This window comes from Nonomuraea sp. ZG12 (assembly GCF_052068115.1).
GTDB lineage: Bacteria > Actinomycetota > Actinomycetes > Streptosporangiales > Streptosporangiaceae > Nonomuraea.
The window spans coordinates 975,999-996,583 of sequence record NZ_JBQHCW010000001.1 but is presented as its reverse complement, the minus strand read 5'-3'; the positions used below and the strand labels follow the sequence as shown (position 1 = coordinate 996,583).

The 20,585-nt window shown below is 71.8% G+C and carries 17 protein-coding genes; 9 read left to right on the top strand and 8 right to left on the bottom strand.

From position 1 onward, the window contains the following. Positions 1–288: 288 nt before the first annotated feature. Entirely contained in the window at positions 289–1,968 is a 1,680-nt protein-coding gene (locus ACTMTF_RS04660; protein WP_441109378.1) for an exo-alpha-sialidase, read from the top strand. Positions 1,969–2,194: 226 nt separating this feature from the next. Here ACTMTF_RS04660 and ACTMTF_RS04655 read toward each other — a convergent pair whose 3' ends face one another. Both ACTMTF_RS04655 and ACTMTF_RS04650 read right to left on the bottom strand, forming a co-directional pair. Next, positions 2,195–3,247, bottom strand: coding sequence for a DUF2382 domain-containing protein (locus ACTMTF_RS04655; protein ID WP_441109377.1), 1,053 nt, complete (start codon positions 3,245–3,247; stop codon positions 2,195–2,197). Positions 3,248–3,399: 152 nt separating this feature from the next. Next, positions 3,400–3,969: a DUF4142 domain-containing protein gene (locus tag ACTMTF_RS04650; protein WP_441109376.1), complete on the bottom strand. Its 570-nt coding sequence runs from the start codon at positions 3,967–3,969 to the stop codon at positions 3,400–3,402. Positions 3,970–4,168: 199 nt separating this feature from the next. On the opposite strand from ACTMTF_RS04650, the gene ACTMTF_RS04645 reads away from it, so the two are divergent. Continuing rightward, positions 4,169–4,456, top strand: coding sequence for a HesB/IscA family protein (locus ACTMTF_RS04645; protein ID WP_396999816.1), 288 nt, complete (start codon positions 4,169–4,171; stop codon positions 4,454–4,456). A 60-nt stretch (positions 4,457–4,516) separates the two neighbouring features. Here the strand turns inward: ACTMTF_RS04645 and ACTMTF_RS04640 are convergent, their stop codons facing one another. Next, complete coding sequence (locus ACTMTF_RS04640; protein WP_441109375.1) at positions 4,517–5,497, bottom strand: acetylxylan esterase; 981 nt, start codon at positions 5,495–5,497, stop codon at positions 4,517–4,519. 109 nt (positions 5,498–5,606) lie between these two features. On the opposite strand from ACTMTF_RS04640, the gene ACTMTF_RS04635 reads away from it, so the two are divergent. Continuing rightward, entirely contained in the window at positions 5,607–5,882 is a 276-nt protein-coding gene (locus ACTMTF_RS04635) for a hypothetical protein (protein ID WP_441109374.1), read from the top strand. Positions 5,883–5,885: 3 nt separating this feature from the next. Here ACTMTF_RS04635 and ACTMTF_RS04630 read toward each other — a convergent pair whose 3' ends face one another. From ACTMTF_RS04630 to ACTMTF_RS04620, 3 genes are all read right to left on the bottom strand, one after another. Then, positions 5,886–9,956, bottom strand: a complete 4,071-nt coding sequence (locus tag ACTMTF_RS04630) for a hypothetical protein (RefSeq protein WP_441109373.1) — start codon at positions 9,954–9,956, stop codon at positions 5,886–5,888. Positions 9,957–10,165: 209 nt separating this feature from the next. Further along, positions 10,166–10,672, bottom strand: coding sequence for a methyltransferase family protein (locus ACTMTF_RS04625; protein ID WP_441109372.1), 507 nt, complete (start codon positions 10,670–10,672; stop codon positions 10,166–10,168). Between the two features lie 163 nt (positions 10,673–10,835). Further along, positions 10,836–11,435, bottom strand: a complete 600-nt coding sequence (locus ACTMTF_RS04620; RefSeq protein WP_441109371.1) for a hypothetical protein — start codon at positions 11,433–11,435, stop codon at positions 10,836–10,838. 288 nt (positions 11,436–11,723) lie between these two features. Between ACTMTF_RS04620 and ACTMTF_RS04615 the strand changes: the two genes are divergently transcribed. Together ACTMTF_RS04615 and ACTMTF_RS04610 are read left to right on the top strand one after the other, a co-directional pair. After that, positions 11,724–12,419 carry a L,D-transpeptidase family protein gene (locus tag ACTMTF_RS04615; RefSeq protein WP_441109370.1) on the top strand — a complete coding sequence of 232 codons (696 nt, stop codon included), beginning with the start codon at positions 11,724–11,726 and terminating at the stop codon, positions 12,417–12,419. A 32-nt stretch (positions 12,420–12,451) separates the two neighbouring features. Then, on the top strand, positions 12,452–12,985 hold the full coding sequence (locus ACTMTF_RS04610) for an adenylyl-sulfate kinase (RefSeq protein WP_441109369.1): 534 nt from the start codon (positions 12,452–12,454) through the stop codon (positions 12,983–12,985). A 51-nt stretch (positions 12,986–13,036) separates the two neighbouring features. On the opposite strand, the gene ACTMTF_RS04605 is transcribed toward ACTMTF_RS04610, so the two are convergent. Beyond that, the gene (locus tag ACTMTF_RS04605; RefSeq protein ID WP_396999838.1) at positions 13,037–14,020 is read right to left on the bottom strand and encodes a helix-turn-helix transcriptional regulator; all 984 of its coding nucleotides are present in this window, start codon (positions 14,018–14,020) and stop codon (positions 13,037–13,039) included. 130 nt (positions 14,021–14,150) lie between these two features. Between ACTMTF_RS04605 and ACTMTF_RS04600 the strand changes: the two genes are divergently transcribed. Beyond that, on the top strand, positions 14,151–17,567 hold the full coding sequence (locus ACTMTF_RS04600) for a S8 family serine peptidase (RefSeq protein ID WP_441109368.1): 3,417 nt from the start codon (positions 14,151–14,153) through the stop codon (positions 17,565–17,567). 108 nt (positions 17,568–17,675) lie between these two features. Further along, a complete protein-coding gene (locus ACTMTF_RS04595) occupies positions 17,676–18,230 on the top strand; it encodes a GNAT family N-acetyltransferase (protein ID WP_441109367.1) in 555 nt (184 codons plus the stop codon). A 15-nt stretch (positions 18,231–18,245) separates the two neighbouring features. Here the strand turns inward: ACTMTF_RS04595 and ACTMTF_RS04590 are convergent, their stop codons facing one another. After that, positions 18,246–18,800 (bottom strand): CGNR zinc finger domain-containing protein, encoded by a 555-nt coding sequence (locus tag ACTMTF_RS04590; RefSeq protein WP_441109366.1) that lies wholly within the window; start codon positions 18,798–18,800, stop codon positions 18,246–18,248. Positions 18,801–18,902: 102 nt separating this feature from the next. Here ACTMTF_RS04590 and ACTMTF_RS04585 point away from each other — a divergent pair, with 102 nt between their 5' ends. Together ACTMTF_RS04585 and ACTMTF_RS04580 are read left to right on the top strand one after the other, a co-directional pair. Then, positions 18,903–19,376 (top strand): mycothiol transferase, encoded by a 474-nt coding sequence (locus ACTMTF_RS04585; RefSeq protein WP_441109365.1) that lies wholly within the window; start codon positions 18,903–18,905, stop codon positions 19,374–19,376. Next, positions 19,373–20,539, top strand: a complete 1,167-nt coding sequence (locus tag ACTMTF_RS04580; RefSeq protein WP_441109364.1) for a MalY/PatB family protein — start codon at positions 19,373–19,375, stop codon at positions 20,537–20,539. Before ACTMTF_RS04585 ends, ACTMTF_RS04580 begins: the two co-directional genes overlap by 4 nt. Positions 20,540–20,585: the final 46 nt, after the last annotated feature.

The window sequence follows — 20,585 nt, the reverse complement described above, 5'->3', positions numbered from 1 at the left end:
ACCCCGATCCTGCCAGGTGCCCCCTTTCTGTCAACTGCCACTTTACGTATGGGACGCGCCGGGGCCCCTCGCCCGACCTGTGCGTCCCCGTCCGTCACGAGGCGGCACGCCCGCCGCTCCCGCCGCGTCAGTCCGCCGTTTCGGCAGGACTCGGAAGGTGAATGCGGCTCGGCGGACCATTCATGATCTACAGTCCGCGATATGGCGCAAAGGATAGGTGGACGTTCCCTGAGGTTCGCTAAAGCCGACCTTCCGGCTACAGCCACGAAGCCCGCTCGCACTGTGTCGATGACCGCCATGGCGGTCGCGTGCCTGCTGTGGCCACTGCCCGCGTCCCCCGCGGCGGCGGGCGTCGCGTACTGCCCGCTGCCGGAGGACGAGCCGACCGGCGCCGGCGCGGTGTCCTGGATCTATCCCAGCCCGCCGCCGCGGGAGCCCGAACCCACCGCCGAGCAGCGGCGGGACTACGCGGGTTTCCCGAACGCGGCGGCCATCGACACGGTCGGCCCGGACGGCTCACCTCGACGCCACACCATCGTCACCTACTCCAAGAACATCGACGTGGTCATGCCGTACGTCAGCGCCGCGACCACCTCCGGCGACGACGGCCGCACCTTCGGCCCGCCGGCCCGGACACCGCTCCGTGAGGCGCCCGTCCAGCTGCACGACGGCCGCCTGTTCGCCACGGAGTACTACCTGACCGGCGTGAGCGCGCACACGGCGAGCCTGGGCATCCTCACCTCGGCCGACGGCGGCGAGAGCTGGGCCCGCGCCGAGGCCGTCTTCGGCACCCCGGAGGAGCTCGCGGGCGGCGGCGTCGCGCACGGCCGGCCGATCCAGCTGGCCGACGGCACGATCCTGGTGACGGTGTACGGCCGCTACGCCGACGCCGGCCTGGACCAGTCCGAGGTGTACGGCAGCGCGGACGGCGGCAGGAGTTTCACCCGGCGCGGCGTGATCGGCCGGCCGGACGGCCGGTACGCCTACAACGAGGCCGCGATCGAGCAGGTGGCCGACGGCAGCCTGCTGGCGGTGCTGCGCCGCGAGGGCGGCGGCGCCTACGCCACCCTGGCCTACAGCCGCTCCACCGACGCGGGCGTGACCTGGTCTCCCCCGCAGGACCTGCGGCTGCCCGGCCAGGACTGCCTGGTGCGCGGCGTGGCCCCGCGGCTGCTGCTGATGCCGAGCGGCGTCCTGGTGCTGAGCGCGGGCCGCCCCGACGTCTGGGTCGCCCTGTCCTTCGACGGGCTGGGCGGCCGGTGGGACCGGCAGCGGGTGACCTACCACAACCGGGACGGGGTCTACGACGCGCACGGCACGTCCGGCTACACCGGCATCGCGGCGGTCGGGCCGTACCGGCTGCTGCAGGTCTTCGACAACTGCAAGTTGCCGGGCGCCCGCCGGGACGGCTCGCTCAACGAGACGGCCTGCCCGGCGAGCGGCCTGTTCGAGCACGGCAGCTGGTACGCCATCAAACGCCGCCATCTGGACATCCCGCCCCCCGGCGCCGGCAGGCTGGATCTGGCGGCGCTGCACCGGTCCGGGAAACTCACAGTGAACACCACGATGACGTGGACCAGCCCGCGCCGCCCGCGCGCCCGTCCCGGCGGCGCCTTCGACGGCAGCACCGGTTACTGGTCCAGTGCCGTCGCCGCCGGGCCCGGCCGGTACGTCCTGCACCTGAACCGGGTGCGCGCCTTCACCCGGATCGGGCTCAGCCTGCGCCGGGGGCACGCCGCGAGCGCCCGCGTGTTCGTCTCGCGGGACGGCCGCTCCTGGGGCTCCCCGGTCGTGCGGGTGACCGGCCGCACCGACTACGCGCTGCGGCACCAGGCTCTGGCCACGCCCGTCAAAGGCCGCCACGTCAAGATCGAACTGGATGCCACAGGGAACTGCGACCCGGAAATCGGCCGCTCCTGCGCGATGCTGAACGAGGTAGAACTATATGCGACGCCCAAGCGCGCATAACCTCAGTAAAATGCCACATGTCGCATAAGCATCATGTCTTTGACAAGGAAATTGACTTTTTTTGACAAAGGAGAAACATCCTTATTGATGGGACAATTGGTGATAGTCAAATTTCCAGGAAATATCCCGGCGCACCGAGCAGCGGGAGCGCGGATGCACATCCTTGACACCCGGTGGGGCGGGTGCCGCGCTCCCGCCGCGCGAGCCGCGCGGTTCGCGCCGGCCGTCAGCGGTCGCGGCGACGCTCGTCGCGGCGAGGCTGGTCGCGCAGAGGCCGGTCGCGCTCCGACTGGTCGCCCTCGTCCAGCGTCTCGCCGTCCTGGTCGACCTCGAACCGCTCCTTGCGGACTTTCCCGTGCACCGTCTCGTCCCTGCTGACCCTCTCCTTGCGCATCCGCACCCGCTCGACGGGCGTGCTCTCGGTGCCGACGACAGGGCGCTCCTCGTACAGGGTGAACGTCTCCTCTTCCTCTTCGCCGAACTCGTGTCCGTGAACCGGCTGGCCGCCGACGATGGGCTCGCGCTCGATCACCACCTCGTCGCGCTCGAGCGGGATGGTCTCCTCGACGTTCTCGCTCTCGACGTACTTACGCAGCCGTACGTGCCCGGACTCCCTTCTCTCCTTCCCGACGCGCATGTGCTCTTCCGAGCGGATCATGTCGATGTCGTCGTCGCGGTCGCGTGCCTCTCCGGGCTCCCGGCCGGTGGCACCGGTCATCCCTGCGGCGGCGCCCGTACCGGCGGCGGCTCCGGTTCCCGGACCCGGCCGGGGCGCCTCGGGCCGCGGCGCCTCCGGCCGTCCCATCTCCTGCCGTCCCGCGTCCTGCCGCCCTGCCTCCGGTCGCCCTGCCTCCGGTCGCGCCGTCTCCGGTCGCGCCGTCTCCGGTCGCGCCGTCTCCGGTCGCGCCGTCCCGGTGGCCGGGCCTCTCCCCTGGCCCTCCTGGCGCTGGGGCGGGACGCTCGACGGCTGCATGCCGTAGTAGCGGTAGAGGCCGGCCTCTTCCTCCAGGGTCAGGCGGTCGTCCGAGTCGTCGATGGCGGGCGCGCCCTTGATCTTCTCCTTGTCGAAGGGCACGCGGAGCATGCCCGAGCTGCGGTGTGCGCCGGTCAGCGGCACGAAGCTCTCCTTCGTGCCGAAGAACCCGGTCTTCACCGTCACCCACTCGGGTTCGCCCGTGCGGTCGCTGAGGTATACCTGTCCGACCTTGCCGATCTGCTGGCCGTCCGAGCCCACGACACGACAGTCGAGCAGGCTGCGGATCTCTGTTTGCGTAGACACGACGATCCCCCGAATCGTTGTCCCCGCCGGCCGATTCACCTGCCGACAGGTGGCTCAAGACGGACGAATACCCCAGACATCCACAAGCGCACACCCATTGTTCGGACTTTGCCCTTTATCGGCATTTCACCAAAATTCCTACAAAAGCGACGTCAGCTCTCCTCCAGCGCCTTCTTGGTCAGGAGTGAATGGTGTCGCATGACCTGGAGCGCGCTCTTGGCCATCGCCTTCACCTCGGGCGAACTCCCCTTCTTGATCTCCGCCCGCGTCTGACCCATCGCGGTCGCGTGCCGCTTGCGCATCGCGGTGAGGAACGCCTTGTCGAAGTCCTTCCCCGAGACCTCCTCCAGCGCCTTGCCGGCCTTCTCCTGGTCCCCCGACGGCGCGGCCGGCAGCTCGACCCCCAGCCGGGCCGCGGCCTGGGTGAGCTCGGCGTCGAGCTCGGTGTGCGCGGTGACCAGCTTCGCGCCCAGCTCCCTGACGGCGGCGGTGGCGCCCTTGCGCTCGGCCAGGCCGCCCGCCAGCTTCTCGGCCAGGTAGTCCCGGTGGATCTTCTTCATCCAGATCCTGTCCTGGTCGGACGGCGCGACCTGACTTGCCGCCGAGCCCTGCGGCGACGCGGCCGGCGCCATCCCGGCCCCGGTGGTGGCCTGGCCGCAGCCCGCCGTCGCCGTGGCCACGGCGAGCGCGAGCGGAAGGAGATACGAACGCTGAATTGTCATGACTGTCCCCCGAATAAGCTTGCCTACCATCAGCGGCAGGTCAGTCACGTACAGTAATCACAACCGGTACGCCTATGCCCGCCGTGCCACGCCGGTGACCGCCGACGGATCGGCAAAGAATTTCGCGGCGGACGGTTGGGCTCGGCAGACAGGGGAATGGCAGGCAATTCATGTACGTCGAACGCGAGGAGGAGCCCTAGTGCTCACCCTGACAGCCAACGCAGCACAGGCCATCCGAGACCTGACCGCGGCGGCGCCCGAGCCGACGCAGAGTGGCATCCGCATCTCGTCCCAGGGGGAGGGCGCCAATTCGCTGACTCTCTCGCTGGCCACGGCTCCCGAGCCGGCCGACGAGGTCGTGGAGGCGGAAGGCGCCCGCGTCTACCTCGACCCGGTGGCCGCGACGGTGCTGGACGACAAGTCCCTCGACGCGGGCGCCGACGACCAGGGCGCCGTCTCCTTCCTGGTCACCGAACGCCCGGCCTGACCCGCCAGCGCCGGTCCGGTGCCCGGCTCCGCACCGGACCGGCGGCCGGCCAGGCTGCGGTCAGCCGGCCGCGAGCAGCTTGTGCAGGTAACGCAGCTGCTCCTCACGCTGGTAGCCGCTCCCGCCCTCATGGCCGTTCCACGGCCAGATCGTGATCTCCTTGGCTCCCTGCCAGTGGTTGTAGGCGGCGAAGACCGTGGAGGGCGGGCAGATGAAGTCCATCAGCGCCACCGAGTACAGCGCGGGCACCCGGCCCCGGGCGGCGAAGTTGACGCCGTCGAAATACGACAACGTGGTGAAGACCTGGTCGGCGGCGTCCCTGCGGGTCGCCAGGAACCGGACGAGCTCCTGGTACGGGTCCTTGTCGGTGATCTCCAGGGCCCGCCGGAAGTGCGTCAGGAACGGCACGTCGATGAGCGCGGCCCGCACACCGGGGTGCAGCACGGCGGTCGCCTGGGCGATGCCACCGCCCTGGCTGCCGCCGGAGACGATGATGCGCTCCGCGTCCACGGCGGGGTGCCCGGCGGCGGCCTCGACGGCCCGCACGGCGTCGGTGAAGACCCGCCGGTAGTAGTAGTCGTCGGGGTCCAGGATGCCGCGGGTCATCATGCCCGGCGCCTGCGGGGAGTCGTTGCCGTGGGGGTCGCCGGTCGCGCCGGGGCTCTGCGTGTTGGCGCCGCCGTGGCCGCGCGTCTCCATGACGAACACGGCGTGACCGGCCGCCGGCCAGATGAGGTGGTCGTGCGGGAACCCGCGCCCGCCGCTGTAGCCGATGTAGTGCATGACGCAGGGCAGCGGCCCCTCCGCGCCGCTCGGCGTCAGGAACCAGCCGTTGATCCGATGCCCGCCCCACCCGGCGAAGGAGACGTCGTACACCTCGACGTTGGTGTACGGAGCCTCGTACGGAGTGAAGGTCGCGTCCAGGGGGAACTCTCGCGCTTCGATGAGCGTACGGGACCAGAAGTCGTCGAAGTCGGCGGGCTCGTCGCGCTCGGGGCGGTAGTCGCGAAGCTGCTCAAGCGGCAGGTCGAACAGAGGCACTGATAACTCCAGCCAGTAGAGGATGGTGATATTTCACCGTATTGGCTGGCGTCGGTGCCATCCCACCCCCTCGAAGGCAGTATCGCGCGGATTTCGGGTAGTGGGCGGTATGGACGCGTATCTGGTGCAGACGACCAGCACCCACCTCTCCCCCGGCATGGTCCTGGACGCCCCCGCCTATGACGACGACTTCCTCCTGGACTTCGGCGACGACACCGAGACGCGGGCGCAGCTGATCCGCAACGACGGCGGGCGTCCCCTGGTCCGGGTCGGCGGTTACATGACCATGGACGGCACCGTCGTCGCCGAGCGGCTGTGGACGGTTCGGGAGGTGCTCGAACAGGACGGGCGGCGCCTGGTCCGGCTGGGCGAGCCCTTCCGGTGATGGTCAGGCCGGTTCGTCGCACCCGCCCGCCCGCGCCCCCGCGACCTTCCAGTCCGCCCCGGGGAACGGCGACATGAAGTGCGTCAGCAGGTCGACGGCGTAGTCCGGCACCCGGCCGCCCGCGTCGAGCAGCGAGACCATCTGCGGGCCGCCGGAGCCGCGCAGGGTGATCGAGTTCGCCTTGCCCTTCCCGGCGAAGCCCGGCTTGGCGTTGACCGCCAGGCAGGCCAGCCGTACCCCGGCCGCGCTGACCTCGTGCTTGGCGCCGATGCGCCGCATCCGCTGGTCGTAGCGGCGCAGGGCGAGCGAGGTGGTGGGGCCGATCCGCACCGACTCACTGAACACGTCGCCGCCGACGTCCTTGGTCAGCTTGAGGCCGAGGGTGACGTCGGGGCGCAGCTTCACGCCCTCCGCGCCGATGTCGAGCCGGGCGTAGTCCCCCTCGAAGCCGGGCGTCAGGTAGCCGGCCACGCGCGGCCCCTTCAGGCCGAACGGGATCCGGCCCGGCCGGATCTTGAGCCAGGACACCCGCCGCACCGACAGTGACAGATCCTCGATCGTGCTCTTGCCGAGCGCGAAGGCGCCGCCCACGTGATAGGAGAGGAATCCCTTGGTGTTGGGCACCTCCTTGGACAGCGTGATCGGCTGGCGCGCGACCGGGTCGACGGTCAGCCCGGCGTGCAGCTCGATGCGCCCGGTGGGCACCGGCTTCGACACCAGGTCGAGCGACAGGTCGGGCTTCAGCCTGACGGTGGTGTCCGCGGCCAGGTCGGTCACGGCGACCGACACGGCCCCGAGCCTGCCCGACCGGTCCACGAGGCCGCCTTCCACGCCCAGGTAGCCGTCCAGCGTGCTCACGCCTCCCACGGCCTTGTAGGTGAGCGCGGGCACGCGCACCCCGCCGCCGGCCGCGTCGGCGTCCACGCCGAAGGTGGCCGGCACGTCCTTCAGCCGCAGTTCGCCGGTGCCCGCCCCGGGCAGGGTGACCTTCGCGGTGAGCCGGTCGACGGCCGCGGAGTTCTGCACGCGGACGCGGGTCTTCGCGCCGTAGCTTCCGTGTACGGCGACCACGGCGGGCACCGGCTCGACCGTGAGCCGCCCGCGCAGGTCGCCCGCCTGGGCGTGCACGGACAGGGAGCCGAGCGTGGCCGCCGGTTCGATGCGGTAGAAGGCGCGCACGGTATCGCCCCCGGTCACCTCGAACGGGCCGAGCGACATCCGGGTGATCTTCAAGGGCAGGCCGGTGAGCCTGGCGGTGGCCTTGATCGGCACCGGGGCCAGGACGGTGCTGGCCAGGTAGACGCCGAGGCCCCGGCTGCCCGGCCGGTAGCCGTCGAAGGTGAACGTCCTGGCCGCCAGGTCGACCGTGACCCGCTCCGGCAACCCGGTCACGTCGAGGTATCCCTGGATCCCGTAGCAGCCTCTGGCCGTGCAGAACGGACCGGGCGCGCATCCCTGCGATCCCGCCGCGCAGCCGCCGTCCACCAGCGAGAGCCCGCCCTCCACCACGGGGGCCGCGGGCATCCGCCGCAGCGCGCCCGCCTTGCCGAGCCAGGCGCGGGCCCGTACGTCGAGGCGGGTGCCCGCGTAGCTGAGAGTCGAGCCGGCGGCCGTGACGGTGAGGCGGCTGCCCTTCTCCAGGATCGGCCCGAGTGTGCCGAGCATGCCGAAGCGCAGATCGCCCCGGGTGACGTCGGCGTCGATCGCGACGCGCTGCCCGGCCGCGCGGAAGTCGGCGGTGAACCCGTCGCCCGCGGGGCTGAGCCGGACCGTCGACAGGCCCTTGATCCGCACGCTGGCGTCCAGGTCCCCGGTGGCCTCGTCGTAGTGGGCCGCGAGATGGGGGCCCACCGGCGCCTTGGCGCCATCGTGGTTGGTGAAGGCCAGCGCCGCCGTGCCGACCGGGCCCGACAGGCCGCGGAAGTGGTAGTCGCCCGGGTTCCAGGAGGCGTCGAACCTGGCGGGCACGCCGGTGACCCGGGCGGCGGCCCTGACCTCGCGGCCCTGCAGCTTGACGCGGGCGAGTGCGGTCACCGACCGGACGGGGGCGTCCGCGGTCCAGGTCAGCGTCCTGGCCGCGGTGTCCGCCACCAGCTCGGCGCGCTTGCCGACGCCGTCCATGGTGGCCTGGACGTCCTCGCCGCCGGGCGCGGTGACGTACTTCCTGTTCGCGTAGATCTGGACCTTCGGCAACGGGGAGGAGCTGGTGAACGCGACCGTCGACCGCTCTCCCAGCGCCCACGAGGCGCTGACGTCGCCCCGCACGCCGCGGACGGTGGTCTCGATCGTGGGGCCCTGGCGGGTGTTGGCGTAGGCGGCCTGCAACTGGCCGATGTCGCCGCTGGCCCGGTAGACGGCCTTCCTGGCGGCGGGGTCGAGCGTCACGTCGACCCGGGCGGGCGTGTTGGAGATCTCCAGCCTGGCCAGGTGGGTGCCGTCGATGCTGGCGGCGCCGACGAAGGACCGGCCGCTCGCGGCTGCGGTCAGGCGGGCGTGCGGTTCGGCGCCGTACGTGACGTCGAAGCCGGACAGTCCGGACAGCAGCACCGAGACGCCGACGGCGGACCCGTTCTTGATCATGGTGACGTGGCCGCCGCGCGGGGTGGAGATCGCGCCCTCGCCGCGCTGCGCCACCATCGCGAACCGGCCGACGGGCGAGCTGGTCGAGTGCCGCACCCGGTGCTGCGCCGGGTCGCTCGTCAGGCGCAGCCGGGCGGGCAGGCCGCTCAGCTCGGCCCGCAGCACGGTCCTGGCCGCCGCCCGGTCGAAGTAGAGGGCCCGGACCGTGCCCGCTCGGTGCAGCCGGGTGTCGAGGGCCAGCGTCTGCTTCCCGCCGGAGGAGCCGTACCTGGCGGTGAAGGCGGGCGGCACGTCCTCCAGCGTCACGCTCGCCAGCTTGGACAGCCGCCCGTCGGCGTAGGACTGGTCGTGCACCTCGGCCTGGCCGATGGCGGCGGCAGCGGTCAGGCGGATCTCGGTGTCGCCGTCCCCGCGTTCCATCGTCACCCGCGCGCGTGTGGGCATGCGGTCCAGCACCGCCCTGGTCAGCCGGTCGCCGGTCACCACCAGCGCGTCCAGCCGCGCGGGCGCCGAGGCGGTGAGATCCAGCCTGGTCGCGTCGAGGGTGGCGTCGATCGTGAGGGTCTCGGTGGCGGGCGTCTGCCGCAGGCTCACCAGGGTGCGCCCGGTCAGCCCCGCCACGACGGCGGCGGACGCGCCGGGCTCGGTGCGCTCGACGTCGGCCTTGACCCGCTTGCCCGCCAGATCGAGGGTGAACGTGCCCCGGTCCGAGGCGGACAGCGCCGAGCCCTCGCGCATGCCGTCGAAGCCGACCGAGAAACGCTCGTCGTACTCCGCCCATACGCGCGCCTGGAGTTCGGGACGGCCGGGGAGGCGCTTGACCGCGAAGTCGAGCCCGGCGATCTTCTGCCGGTCGGTCGCGGGCAGCAGCCTGGCCGCGAGGTCGGCGACGCCGTCGCCGGTGACGTCGGCGGCGACCGGCTTGATCAGCGGCTGACCTCCCGAGCAGGAGACGGGCACCTCGGCGCTCTCCACGCACAGGCGGTAGGTCAGCGGGCCGGCCGGCAGCCGGACTTGGTTGAACAGCCCCGCCAGCGGGGTGCTCAGCTTGAGCGGGGCGGCCTGGGAGGTGTCCGGCAGCACGGCTCGCGGGTCCGGGTCCGGCCCGCCTGCCCGCTCGCTCGCCTCGGCCTCGATCCGCTGGACCAGCGCGGGGCCCGCGGGCGTGGTCACCTCGGGCGCCTCGGGTCCGACCCGGCGGTCATCGTCCCCGGCCGCGACGGTGGCCGACGACGGCTCCATCGGGACGTCGACCTGCGCGGGGCCCGGCTGGGGCACCGGAGGCACCGGCTTGACGTCGACGGCGGTCGCACGCGCGTCCCTGACCGTACGCGCTTCGCCGGTCGCCCGTGCCTCGCCGGTCGTACGCGCTTCGCCTGCCGTACGGGCATCAGCGGTCGTACGGGCGGCGGCGGTGGAGGGCAGCGGTGCCAGGACGACGGCTGCCAGCGACGCGGACGTGAGCACGCGTACGAGGGCGTGCCTGAAAGGCATGAAGAAGTTCCCCCGAAGCGGTGTAAATCAACCCATCAGCAACAGAAGTTACGAGCTGACCACATATAGTGACTTGTCGTCAAACCCCCGAGGACATGGGGCTCCAGTTTCTTCAGAGCAGGGAGCATGCGGGGCCGGAGTGCGCGAGCTCAGGGAGTCGCGGGCTCAGGCAGGCGCGATGGGCAGGCGCGATAGGCGCAGGCGCGGGGTCAGGGGTCGTGGGGGCGCAGGCGCGGGAGCCAGCCAGGCACGGCCGCCCGGTAGGCGTCGTACTCGGCGCCGAACCTGCGACGCAGCAGCGGCTCCTCGCGCCAGCGGACGAAGGCCGTCACCACGACGGCGACCACCGCGGCGTACCCGAGGAGTTCGGACCGGCCGAGCAGCATGGCCTGGCCGATGATCATCGAAAAGATCGCCACGTACATGGGATTGCGTACGTACCGGTAGAAACCACCGACGACCAGCCGCTCCGGCGGAGCCACCGGAACCGGGGTGCCGAAGCCCTCGACCACGAACCGGACGAACGCGTGCACCAGGACCACGGCCCCGGCGAGGATCAGCAGCGCTCCCACCAGCCGGATCGGGAGCATCAGCGCCACAGGAAACGGCGCGCGAGGCTGCCAGCCGGTGATCCACCAGGGGATCAGGACCGCGACGGTCCCGGGAGCGGCGGCGAAGAACAACGCGCTGCCGACGGCGGCCGGAGTCCTGCGCATGACCCACCTCCATGGAATTCATTCCATGATGAGTTTAGGCACAGCGAAAAGCAGCCGTCAACATTTATCGGATATATCCCTCTACAATCGGCTAAATGCCGCACCCGCGGACGGATGCGGCATTCGCCTTGAGATTTATCGCCAGCCGGCCTCTCGACCTGGCTCAGTACTCGTCGTCGTCACCGCGGCGCTCAGGCCAGCCACGACCGCCATCTTCGTCGGCCCACCACGTGTCGTGCTCGCGGTCGCCCGCCCACCACCGATTCTTGTCGTCGCCCTTGTGGTCCTTGTGGCCCCTGTGGACCCCGTGGTCCTTGTGGTCCTTGTGGTCCTTGTGGTCCTTGTGATCCCTGTCGTCCTTGTGATCCCCGTCGTCCTCGTGGTCCTTATCGTCATCGGGGACTTCCACGGTCGGACCTGCAGGACCCTGCGGTCCGGGCGGACCCACCGGCCCCTGGGGCCCCCTGTTGTGGTGGTCGTCGTGCTTGTGGCCATGGTGGTGGCCATGGTGATGACCGTGGTGGTGGCAGTGGTGGTGACGGCACCCCCACCAGCGGTGACCGCAACCGCGGTGCTTGCAGCCCACGGTCGGCTTCTCGCCGAGCGTGGTCATCTGGACGGCCGCGCCGGCCACCCGCAGCTCGCCGGCGCTGGCCGACTGCGCGGCCGGGAGGAGCATGACGCTCGCCGCCGCCGTCGCGAGTGCGAGGGTGACGGCTCGCTTGGAGAAGAGCGCGCGATGCACTCGACTTTCATTCTTCATGGGCGATCGTTCCGTTCATGGGTTTATCGACCTGGAAGCGGGCGCCGACTCGAACGCCTCGCCACTGCGCCAGACATACCCCTGTCGATCATCCGCTTTATCTTGCATAAATGTAATGTGCACTCAAAGTCTCGCCATTTCCGGCGGCCACCGATTGAACATATGCCCTATGACCCAATTTCACCCGACAAAGTCGCCACACGGGCCTTGGCGGAAAAATCAGTTTTCATGGGGTGGCCATTTGGTGATTCGGGTAACGAACCGCTTGTGATCAACGTTCACCGACCTTTGATTCTCGCCCTCTGCCTGGGGCTCCCGGTCGTTCCAGGCATCGCCGTCGCCGACACCACGCCGCTGGAGATCGTCCTGCGCCCCGGCGACCGTGGCGACAGCGTCAAGCGGCTTCAGCGGCTGCTGCGCGAGGAGGGCTATCTCTGGGGCCGGGTGAGTGGCGTGTACGACGACCAGACCACGGCCGCCGTCTGGGGGTTCCAGAAGCTCCACGGCATCCGCCCGCGCGCGAAGGTCGACCACGCCGTGTGGCGGGCGCTGGAGCATCCGCGCAGACCACGGCCCCTGGTGCCGAGGGGTGCCGGCGACCGGGTCGAGATCGACCTGCGCCGGCAGATGCTCATCGTCTACCGGAGCCGCCGCCCGGTGCTGATCACCCACATGTCCAGCGGCGCCGGCGTGCGCTTCTGCAACGGCGGCTACTGCCGGACGGCGACGACCCCGGTGGGCGACTTCCGTGTCACCACGCGGGCTCCCGGCTGGACGACCGGGCCGCTCGGCTCGATGTACAACTCGCTGTACTTCGTCGGCGGGGTGGCGATGCACGGCTCGACCAAGGTGCCGCTGTGGCCGGCGTCGCACGGCTGCGTCCGCCTGCCGATGAAGGCGGCCGACCGGCTCTACCACCTGGTCGGCATCGGCGAGCCCGTATACGTCCGTGGCCAGTCCATCGTGGTGCGCGGCCGGAGGTAAAAGGCGTTGCGCCGCTGGGCCAGAATGATCGTGTGATCACCTCTGAGCCGCCGCGCGCCCTGCTGATCACCGGCACGGTGGGGTCGGGCAAGACGGCGACGGCCGACGCCCTCGGCGGCCTGCTCGCCGACGCGGGGATCCCCAACGCGGTGGTGGACCTCGACTGGCTCCGCCGCTCGTGGCCGTCCCCGCCGGGCGACCCGTTCAACACCGCGATGACCCTGCGCAACCTGCGCGACGTCGCCCGCAACTACCTGGAGGCCGGGGTCTCCCGGCTGGTCCTGGCGGGGGTCGTGGAGAGCCGCGCGGAGCGCCGGCGCTACGAGGAGACGCTCGCCGCCGAGCTCACCGTCTGCCGGCTCCGGGTCGCCCTGCCCGCCGTGCACCGCCGGCTCACCCGCCGTCACGAGGGCGACGAGGCCGGCCTGCGCTGGCACGTCGAGCGCTCGGGCGAGCTCGACCGGATCCTGGACGCCGCCTCGGTCGAGGACGTCGTGGTCGAGGCGGCGGATCGCCCCGCGGTGGCGGTGGCCGCCGCGGTGCTCGACGCGGTCGGCTGGCGCTGACGTCCGGAGCGGCCACCGTTTCGGCAGAGCCCATCAGGCCGGGATCCGGCGTCACAGCCAGCCGCGCCGGGTGGCCTCCATCGCGATCTGGAACCTCGTCTGCGCCCCGAGCCGCCTCATCAGCCGGGTGATGTGCCGCTGGACGGTCCGCTCGCTCCACCCCAGCGCCCGGCTCGCGGCCTTGTCCGTCGCCCCCGAGGCCAGCAGCGTCAGCAGCCTCGCCTCGTCCTCCGACGGCTCCGCCGTGTCCGGGCCGCCGGCGCCGTGCTCGGTCAGCCGGACCGGGACGCTGCGCTCCCACAGCGCCTCGAAGAGTGCGAGCAGCGCGTCCAGCAGCGGTGACGGGTGGATCAGGTACGACGCGGCGACCGCGTCGTCCCCGGCCCGCAGCAGCGGGATGATGGCCAGCCGGTCATCGGAGATGGCGAGCTTCATCGGCAGGTTCGCGGCGATCCTGGCCTGCTCGCCCTGCCGCATCCCGGTCGTGACGTCGTCCAGCCAGCCGGGCAGTTCCAGCACGCTGGTGTCGTAGATGACCCGGTACTTCACGCCCCGCCGGAGCAGGCTGAGCTCGGTCCGGTTGGGCTCGGTGTGCTCCTGCGGGGCGGCGTACGGCGGCCGGTCGAAGCCGCGCATCTGCGCACGGGTGTTCTGCTGCATCTGCACCCAGCGGTGGTTGACCTCGTCGCGCCCGGAGATCACCTCGATCAGCTCGCCGGGGTGGGCGAAACGGGTGTTGGCCCGGTAGATGTCCATCAGGGAGCGGACGTGTGAGCGCACGTCGTGCAGGGCGCGCTCGCGCTCGCGGACGATCGCCTCCAGGCTGCTGTCCGGCGAGACGGCCACGTAGCGGGTGGGGCGGGCGGTCGAGCGGGTGGCCAGGCCGAGCGTGACGAGCGACTGCAGCGTCTTCCTGGCGGCCGACTCCGGCAAGTGGCAGTCGTGGACGATCTCCGACACCGTCGCCTGCGTCCGGCGGACGAGCGCGTCGTACACGGCCTCGTCCTGACGGCTCAACCCGATCGCTTCCAGCATCCCGGCCTCCTGTCGTACATCCGCCACCTGGCAGGAACTCGCCCCCGACACACCTTGTCAGGAAATATCCGGAGATGTCAGCGTTCATCTGCATCATCGACCCCTGTGGTCACCTGAACGAAGGAGTGTCATGCCGCTGTCCCCCCGCCGGCCATTCGGGCGACGCCTGTTACCAGCCGCGCTGCTGGCACTCGGACTGCTGGCCGCGCTGACGCCCGCGAACCCGGTGGCGGCCGCCGTGGACCCGCCCGCGAACCCGAAGATCGACAGCGCGCTCACCGGCCAGATGCGGGCCGCCGGCGCGCGGATCGAGGCCGCCGTCATCCTGCGCCCCCACCAGGTCCCACCCACGACGAAGGCCGCGCCGGCCGAGATGCGCACGGCGCTGACCCGCACGGCCGAGTCCGCGCAAAGCCCCGTGACCGACCTGGTCGAGTCCCGCGGCGACCAGGTGGTCAACACCTTCTGGATCAAGAACATGGTGCTGGTACGGGCCACGCCCGCGACGCTGGAGGACCTGGCGGCGCTCGACCTGGTCGAGCGGATCATCCCCAACTTCCGGCTGACCGTCCCGGAGACGCCGAAGTCGCCGACCGGCGCGAAGGCCGCCGCCGAGCCGTTCACCTGGGGCCTGACGAAGATCGGCGCCGACCGGCTGCAGACCGAGACCGGGCTCACCGGTGAGGGCGTGCTGGTGGCGATGCTCGACAGCGGCATCGACATCACCCACCCCGACCTCGCGGGCAAGCTCGTCACCGACGACGCGTCGGACCCCCGCCATCCGGGCGGCTGGCTCGAGTTCGGCCCCGACGGCAAGCCGGTGCCGTCCGGCCCGCATGACAGCGCCACCCACGGCACCCATGTGGCGGGCACGATCGTCGGCGGGAACGCCTCCGGCACCCAGATCGGCGTCGCCCCCGGCGCCAGGATGATGGTCGGCCTGGTCACCCCGGGCGGCAGCGGAACGCTGGCCCAGGTGATCGCCGGCATGCAGTGGGCGCTCGCGCCGTACACCGCCGACGGCACCGCGGCGGGCGAGCCCGCGGACGTCATCAGCATGTCGCTGGGCGGGATGGGCTACGGCTCGGAGTTCATCGAACCGGCCAGGAACATCGTCCGCGCCGGCGCCTTCCCTTCCTTCGCCATCGGCAACAACTGCCCCCCTGGTGCCTCGTCGAGCCCGGCCAACGTGTACGAGGCCGTGGCCGTCGGCGCGACCGACGTCAACGACGACGTGGCCGACTTCTCCTGCGGCGGCACGGTCAACCGCACCGACTGGGCCGGCGCGCCGGCCGACTGGCCGGAGACCTACGTCGTGCCGGACGTCTCCGCGCCGGGCGTCGGCGTGCTCTCCACCGTGCCCGATGGCGGGTACGCCTACTACGACGGCACCTCGATGGCGACGCCGCACGTGTCCGGCACGGTCGCGCTGATGCTCCAGGCCCGCCCCGGGCTCACCGTGGAGGAGGCCCTGGAGACCCTCATCGGCACCTCCTTCCACGACGAGCGCTACGGCGAGCTGCCGAACCCGCGGCACGGCCACGGCCGGATCGACGCCTACGCCGCGGTCACCGAGGCGGCGCTGACGAGCGGCGTCCGGGGAACCGTGATCGACGAGCGTGACCGTGAGCCGCTCGCCGGGGTGACGGTCACCCGCGCGGACGGCAGGAGCGTCACGAGCGACGAGGACGGCCGGTTCGAGATGCGTCTGCCCGCGGGCGAGCACGACCTGAAGCTGTCCCGGTTCGGCTACCACGCGCGGACGGTGGGCGTGCGGGTCCGGGCGGACCGGTTCGCCGAGGTGCGGCCGGGGCTGGCACGCACCCGCTGGGGCACGGTCTCGGGCCAGGTGGTCTACGGCCCGACCGGCTCGTCGGTGCCCGGCGCCACGGTCAGGGTGCTCGACGTGCCCGATCCGCTGACCGCGCGGACCGACCGCCACGGCCGCTACCGGATCGAGAACGTGCCCGAGGGCGACTACCGGGTCAGCGCCTTCGCCGCCGGCGTGTCCAGGTCCGACCCGGTGGACGTCAGCGTGGACGGCCGGCGGGCGCACGGGACGGCGGACCTGTCCCTCCCGAGGCCGCCGGCCACCGGGCGGGTCTCCCTGGGCTCCGACGGACGGCAGGGCAACGACGAGGCGTGGTGGCCGGAGCTGAGCGACGACGGCGGCGTGGTGGTCTTCGCCAGCCCAACGGGCAACCTCGCCGACGGCGACACCAACGGCCAGCTCGACATCTTCGCGACCGACGTGCGCACCCTGACGACCACGCGGGTCTCGGTGTCGTCGGAAGGCGGGCAGGGCGACGGTTTCCACCTGTCGCCGACGGTCAGCGCCGACGGCCGGTACGTCGGCTTCAACAGCAACTCCACGAACCTGGTGCCCGGCGACACCAACGGCCAGACCGACAGCTTCGTGCACGACCGGCAGGCCGGCAGGACCGAGCGGATCTCCGTGGGGCACGACGGCGCCCAGGCCGACGCCTCCTCCTACCCGCCCGCCTTCACCGCCGACGGCCGCTTCGCGATCTACAACAGCGACGCCACGAACCTGGTGCCGGGAGACACCAACGGCATGACGGACGTCTTCCTCTACGACCGGCAGACCGGGAAGAACGAGCGGATCTCCGTCGGGCAGGACGGCGCGCAGGCCGACGCCAACTCCCGCGAGGAGACGATCAGCGCCGACGGCCGCTTCGTCGCCTTCCAGAGCGACGCCACCAACCTGGTGCCGGGCGACACCAACGGCGTGGCCGACGTCTTCGTCCGCGAGCTGCGGACGGGGACCACCAAGCTGGTCACCGCGCCGCACCCGGCGACCCAGACCGTCGGCCCGCAGATCAGCGCGGACGGGCGCGTGGTCGTCTTCAGCAACGGCGTCGGACTCGGCCACCTGTACGCGCACACCCTGGAGACCGGCGTGAACGAGCTGGTGTCGGCAACTCCGGCCGGCGGCGAGGCCCACGGCATGTTCTTCGCCCCCTCCCTCAGCGCCGACGGGCGCACGGTCGCCTTCTACAGCGAGGCGTCCGACCTCGTCGAGGGCGACACGGGCACCGGGTACGACGTGTTCGTCCGTGATCTCGACTCCCGCACCACCGAGCGGATCACCCTCGGCCCGAAGGGGGTGGAGGCCGACGGCTGGTCCGACTCGCCGTCGATCAGCGGCGACGGCCGGTACGTCGCGTACTCCAGCAGCGCGGCCAACCTCGTGGAGGGCGACACCAACCGGCGCTCGGACGTCTTCCTCCACGACCGGGTCCCCGGCCCCGAGCCGAGGTTCGCGGTGAGCGAGCTCGAGATCAGGCCGTCCGCCGTCCGGCCCGGCCGATCCGTGCGGATCGAGGCCAGGGTCAAGAACGTCGGCGAGCGGGCCGGCTCCTACGACGCGGTGCTGCGCGTGAACGGGGAGGTGGACCAGCGGCGGAGCGTCGAGCTGGGCACGGACCGGGACACGCGGATCCGCTTCACCGTGCGGCGCGGCGAGCCGGGCACGTACCTGCTCACGCTGGGCCCACTCAGCGGGGAGTTCCAGGTCAAGCGCTGACGGATCGGCAGGACTTGGCAGGAGCGCACCTCACCGGCGCTCCTGCCATCTGCCGTTCGCGCGAAAACAGGTCGAGCCGGGGCGGGGCCACCGGCTACCGTTCGACCGGTGCGCCCCGTTCTCGAGACCGACCGCCTGATCCTGCGTCGCTTCACCGACGCCGACGCCGACGCCCTGTACGACCTGCACAACGACCCCGCCGTGACCCGCCTGATCAACGGCGGCCGGCCGATCCCCCGCGCGGTGATCGTCGGCGAGACGCTGCCCAGGTTCGTCGCGTCGGGTTTCTTCGCCGCGATCGTTCGCTCGACCGGCGAGTTCGCCGGCTGGTTCCACCTGCGGGCCCCCGAAGGCGTCCCGGCCGACGAGCTGGAGCTGGGCTATCGGCTGCACCAGCGGGTCTGGGGCCGGGGCTACGCCACCGAGGGGTCCCTCGCCCTCATCGACAGGGCCTTCACCGAACTCGGCGCCCGCCGCGTCTTCGCCCGCACGATGACCGTCAACACCCGCTCCCGCCGCGTCATGGCCAAGTGCGGCCTGCGCCATGTCCGTACCTTCTTCGAGGACTGGCCGGAGACCATCGAGGGCTCCGAGCAGGGCGACGTGGAGTACGAGCTGCTTCGCGACGACTGGCTGGCAGGCCGGAACACCGCCACGGCGTAGCACGCACGCGCATGCCTATCGGTCGGCGGTCATGGCCCTGGTCTTCCGGGAGCGGTAATTGGCCGCCTTGACGCGATTGCCGCATTCCTCCATGCCGCACCACTGCCGGTTGCCGCCCCGGGACCGGTCGATGAAGATCCGGGTGCAGTCGGGGTGGCCGCACTCGCGGATGCGCGACCGATCGAGGCCGGCCAGGAGCGCGATGGCCGCCCTGGCCACCTCGGCGGCGACCGCCGTGACGTCGCCGGCGCGGATCATGCCCGAGGGGGTGAGCGTCGTCCGGGGCGCCGGGCCTTCCGCCGCCCGGTTGAGCTCGTGCAGGTCGTCCTCCGGCCAGGGCCGGCCGTCCATCGCGTGGCGCGCCAGCCGGTAGACGACCTCGCGCAGCGCCACCGTCCGCCGCAGCCCGGCGGCGTCCACCGGCGGCTCCTCGCTGAGAACCCCGGCCTCGACCGTCCACCGGGCCAGATCGGCGGGCGTGGCCAGCAGCTCCTCGGGGTCGCTCCGCCGCCACTTGAGCGTCCCGGCCAGGTCGAGGGCGAGGTCGCCGCTGACGAACACGAAACCCATGTCACCACCTTGACAGGTGACGCGGGCGGGCGCAATGGTGGCGTCACCTGTCAAGCCGGTGACGCTCTCGCGGGAGGTCGCCGCTCGTCCCCGGAGCTCGCATTGATCACTGACGACGACTACCTCTATTTCACCCGCCGGGCCCTGGACGGCATGATCGGCATCGTGGCAGGGCTCGGTGACGAGCTCGCCAACGTCCGGCCGCCGCTCCCCGGCGCGAACAGCCCGTACGCGCTGCTCACCCACTGCCTCGGCGTGGTCTCGTACTGGGCCGGCGCCCTGGTGGCGGGGCGTGAGGTGGCGCGCGACCGCGACACGGAGTTCACCGCCTCCGGGCCGGTGCGCCCGCTGCTGGACCGGGCGGCGGCGGTGCGCGCCGCCCTGGCCGAGGACGCGCGCGCCGCCGTCCCCGCCGGCCCGCTGCGCGGCACTCCGCCACCCGGCTTCCTGGGCCCCGACCGCGAACTGACCCAGGGCGCGGCGCTGCTGCACGTGTACGAGGAACTCGCCCAGCACCACGGCCAGATGGAGATCATCCGGGACGCCATCCTGGCCGGGGCGGAGGCCAGGGCATGACCGCCTTCCAGCGCGTGGACGTCGATCGGCTGCGCGCGGGCCATGGCGTCAAATGGGGCTCGCTGCCGCCCGGCACCCTCGGTTCCTGGGTCGCCGACATGGATTTCGGGGTCCCGCCCGCCGTGCGGGAGAGCATCCTGCGGGTCACCGAACGGCAGGACTTCGGGTACCCGTTCTGGCCGGACGGGGATCCGGTGGTCGAGGCGTTCGAGGACCGGATGGCCACCCGGCACGGCTGGCGGCCGGAGCCGGGACGGACTCGCGTGTTCACCGATCTCATCCAGGTCCTGCAGGTGATGATCGAGCACGCGACCCGGCCCGGCGACGCCGTCGCGATCCACGTGCCCGCCTATCCGCCGTTCCTGGCGAGCATCGTCAGGTCGGGGCGGCGCGTCGTGCCGCTGCCGATGCGGTGGCGGGAGGCGGGCTGGGACTTCGACGGCGACGGCCTGGCCGACCGGCTGCGCGCCCAGGGCTGCCGGATGCTGGTGCTGGTCAACCCGCACAACCCCACCGGCAGGGTGTTCACCGGCGCCGAGCTGGCGCTGCTCGCCGAGGTGGCCGCGGAGCTGGACCTGGTGGTCCTGGCGGACGAGATCCACGCCGACCTGACGTTCCGGCCCGCCCGGCACATCCCGTTCGCCTCGCTGGGCGACGAGACCGCGGCGCGCACGATCACCACCACCTCGGCCACCAAGGCGTTCAACATCGCCGGGCTTCGCTGCGCCGTCGCGCACGTCGGGGCCGAACGGGTGCACCGGTCGCTGGCCGAGGCCCCGCTGGACTACTTCGGCACGCCGAGCACGCTGAGCCGGGTCGCCACCGTGGCGGCCTGGCGCGAGGGTGACGCCTGGTCCGCGGAGCTGATGCGCACCCTGGAGCACAACCGGGGCCTCGTCGCCGAGTGGGCCGCGGCGCTGCCGTGGGACCTGCGCTATCACTCGCCGGAGGCGACCTATCTGAGCTGGTTCGACTTCACCGGCACGCCGATCGGCGCCGGCGCACCGGCCGAGCACGTGCTCAACAGGGCGCGGGTCAAGCTCAGCGAGGGGGCGGAGTTCGCCCAGGGCACCGATGTCGACTGCGCCGCGTTCGCCCGGCTCAACTTCGCCACCAGCCCGTCCCTGCTGCGGGAGATCCTGGCCCGCCTCGCTGCCCTCTGACCGTCATCGACGGGAAACCGCATGCCAGGGCACCTGGTGCACTGGT

Excerpts from the sequence above, each read along its gene's own strand:
- ACTMTF_RS04660 (WP_441109378.1), top strand. The coding sequence starts at position 289 with ATGACCGCCATGGCGGTCGCGTGCCTGCTGTGGCCACTGCCCGCGTCC.
- ACTMTF_RS04650 (WP_441109376.1), bottom strand. The coding sequence starts at position 3,969 with ATGACAATTCAGCGTTCGTATCTCCTTCCGCTCGCGCTCGCCGTGGCC.
- ACTMTF_RS04635 (WP_441109374.1), top strand. The coding sequence starts at position 5,607 with ATGGACGCGTATCTGGTGCAGACGACCAGCACCCACCTCTCCCCCGGC.
- ACTMTF_RS04630 (WP_441109373.1), bottom strand. The coding sequence starts at position 9,956 with ATGCCTTTCAGGCACGCCCTCGTACGCGTGCTCACGTCCGCGTCGCTG.
- ACTMTF_RS04625 (WP_441109372.1), bottom strand. The coding sequence starts at position 10,672 with ATGCGCAGGACTCCGGCCGCCGTCGGCAGCGCGTTGTTCTTCGCCGCC.
- ACTMTF_RS04620 (WP_441109371.1), bottom strand. The coding sequence starts at position 11,435 with ATGAAGAATGAAAGTCGAGTGCATCGCGCGCTCTTCTCCAAGCGAGCC.
- ACTMTF_RS04605 (WP_396999838.1), bottom strand. The coding sequence starts at position 14,020 with ATGCTGGAAGCGATCGGGTTGAGCCGTCAGGACGAGGCCGTGTACGAC.
- ACTMTF_RS04600 (WP_441109368.1), top strand. The coding sequence starts at position 14,151 with ATGCCGCTGTCCCCCCGCCGGCCATTCGGGCGACGCCTGTTACCAGCC.
- ACTMTF_RS04590 (WP_441109366.1), bottom strand. The coding sequence starts at position 18,800 with ATGGGTTTCGTGTTCGTCAGCGGCGACCTCGCCCTCGACCTGGCCGGG.
- ACTMTF_RS04580 (WP_441109364.1), top strand. The coding sequence starts at position 19,373 with ATGACCGCCTTCCAGCGCGTGGACGTCGATCGGCTGCGCGCGGGCCAT.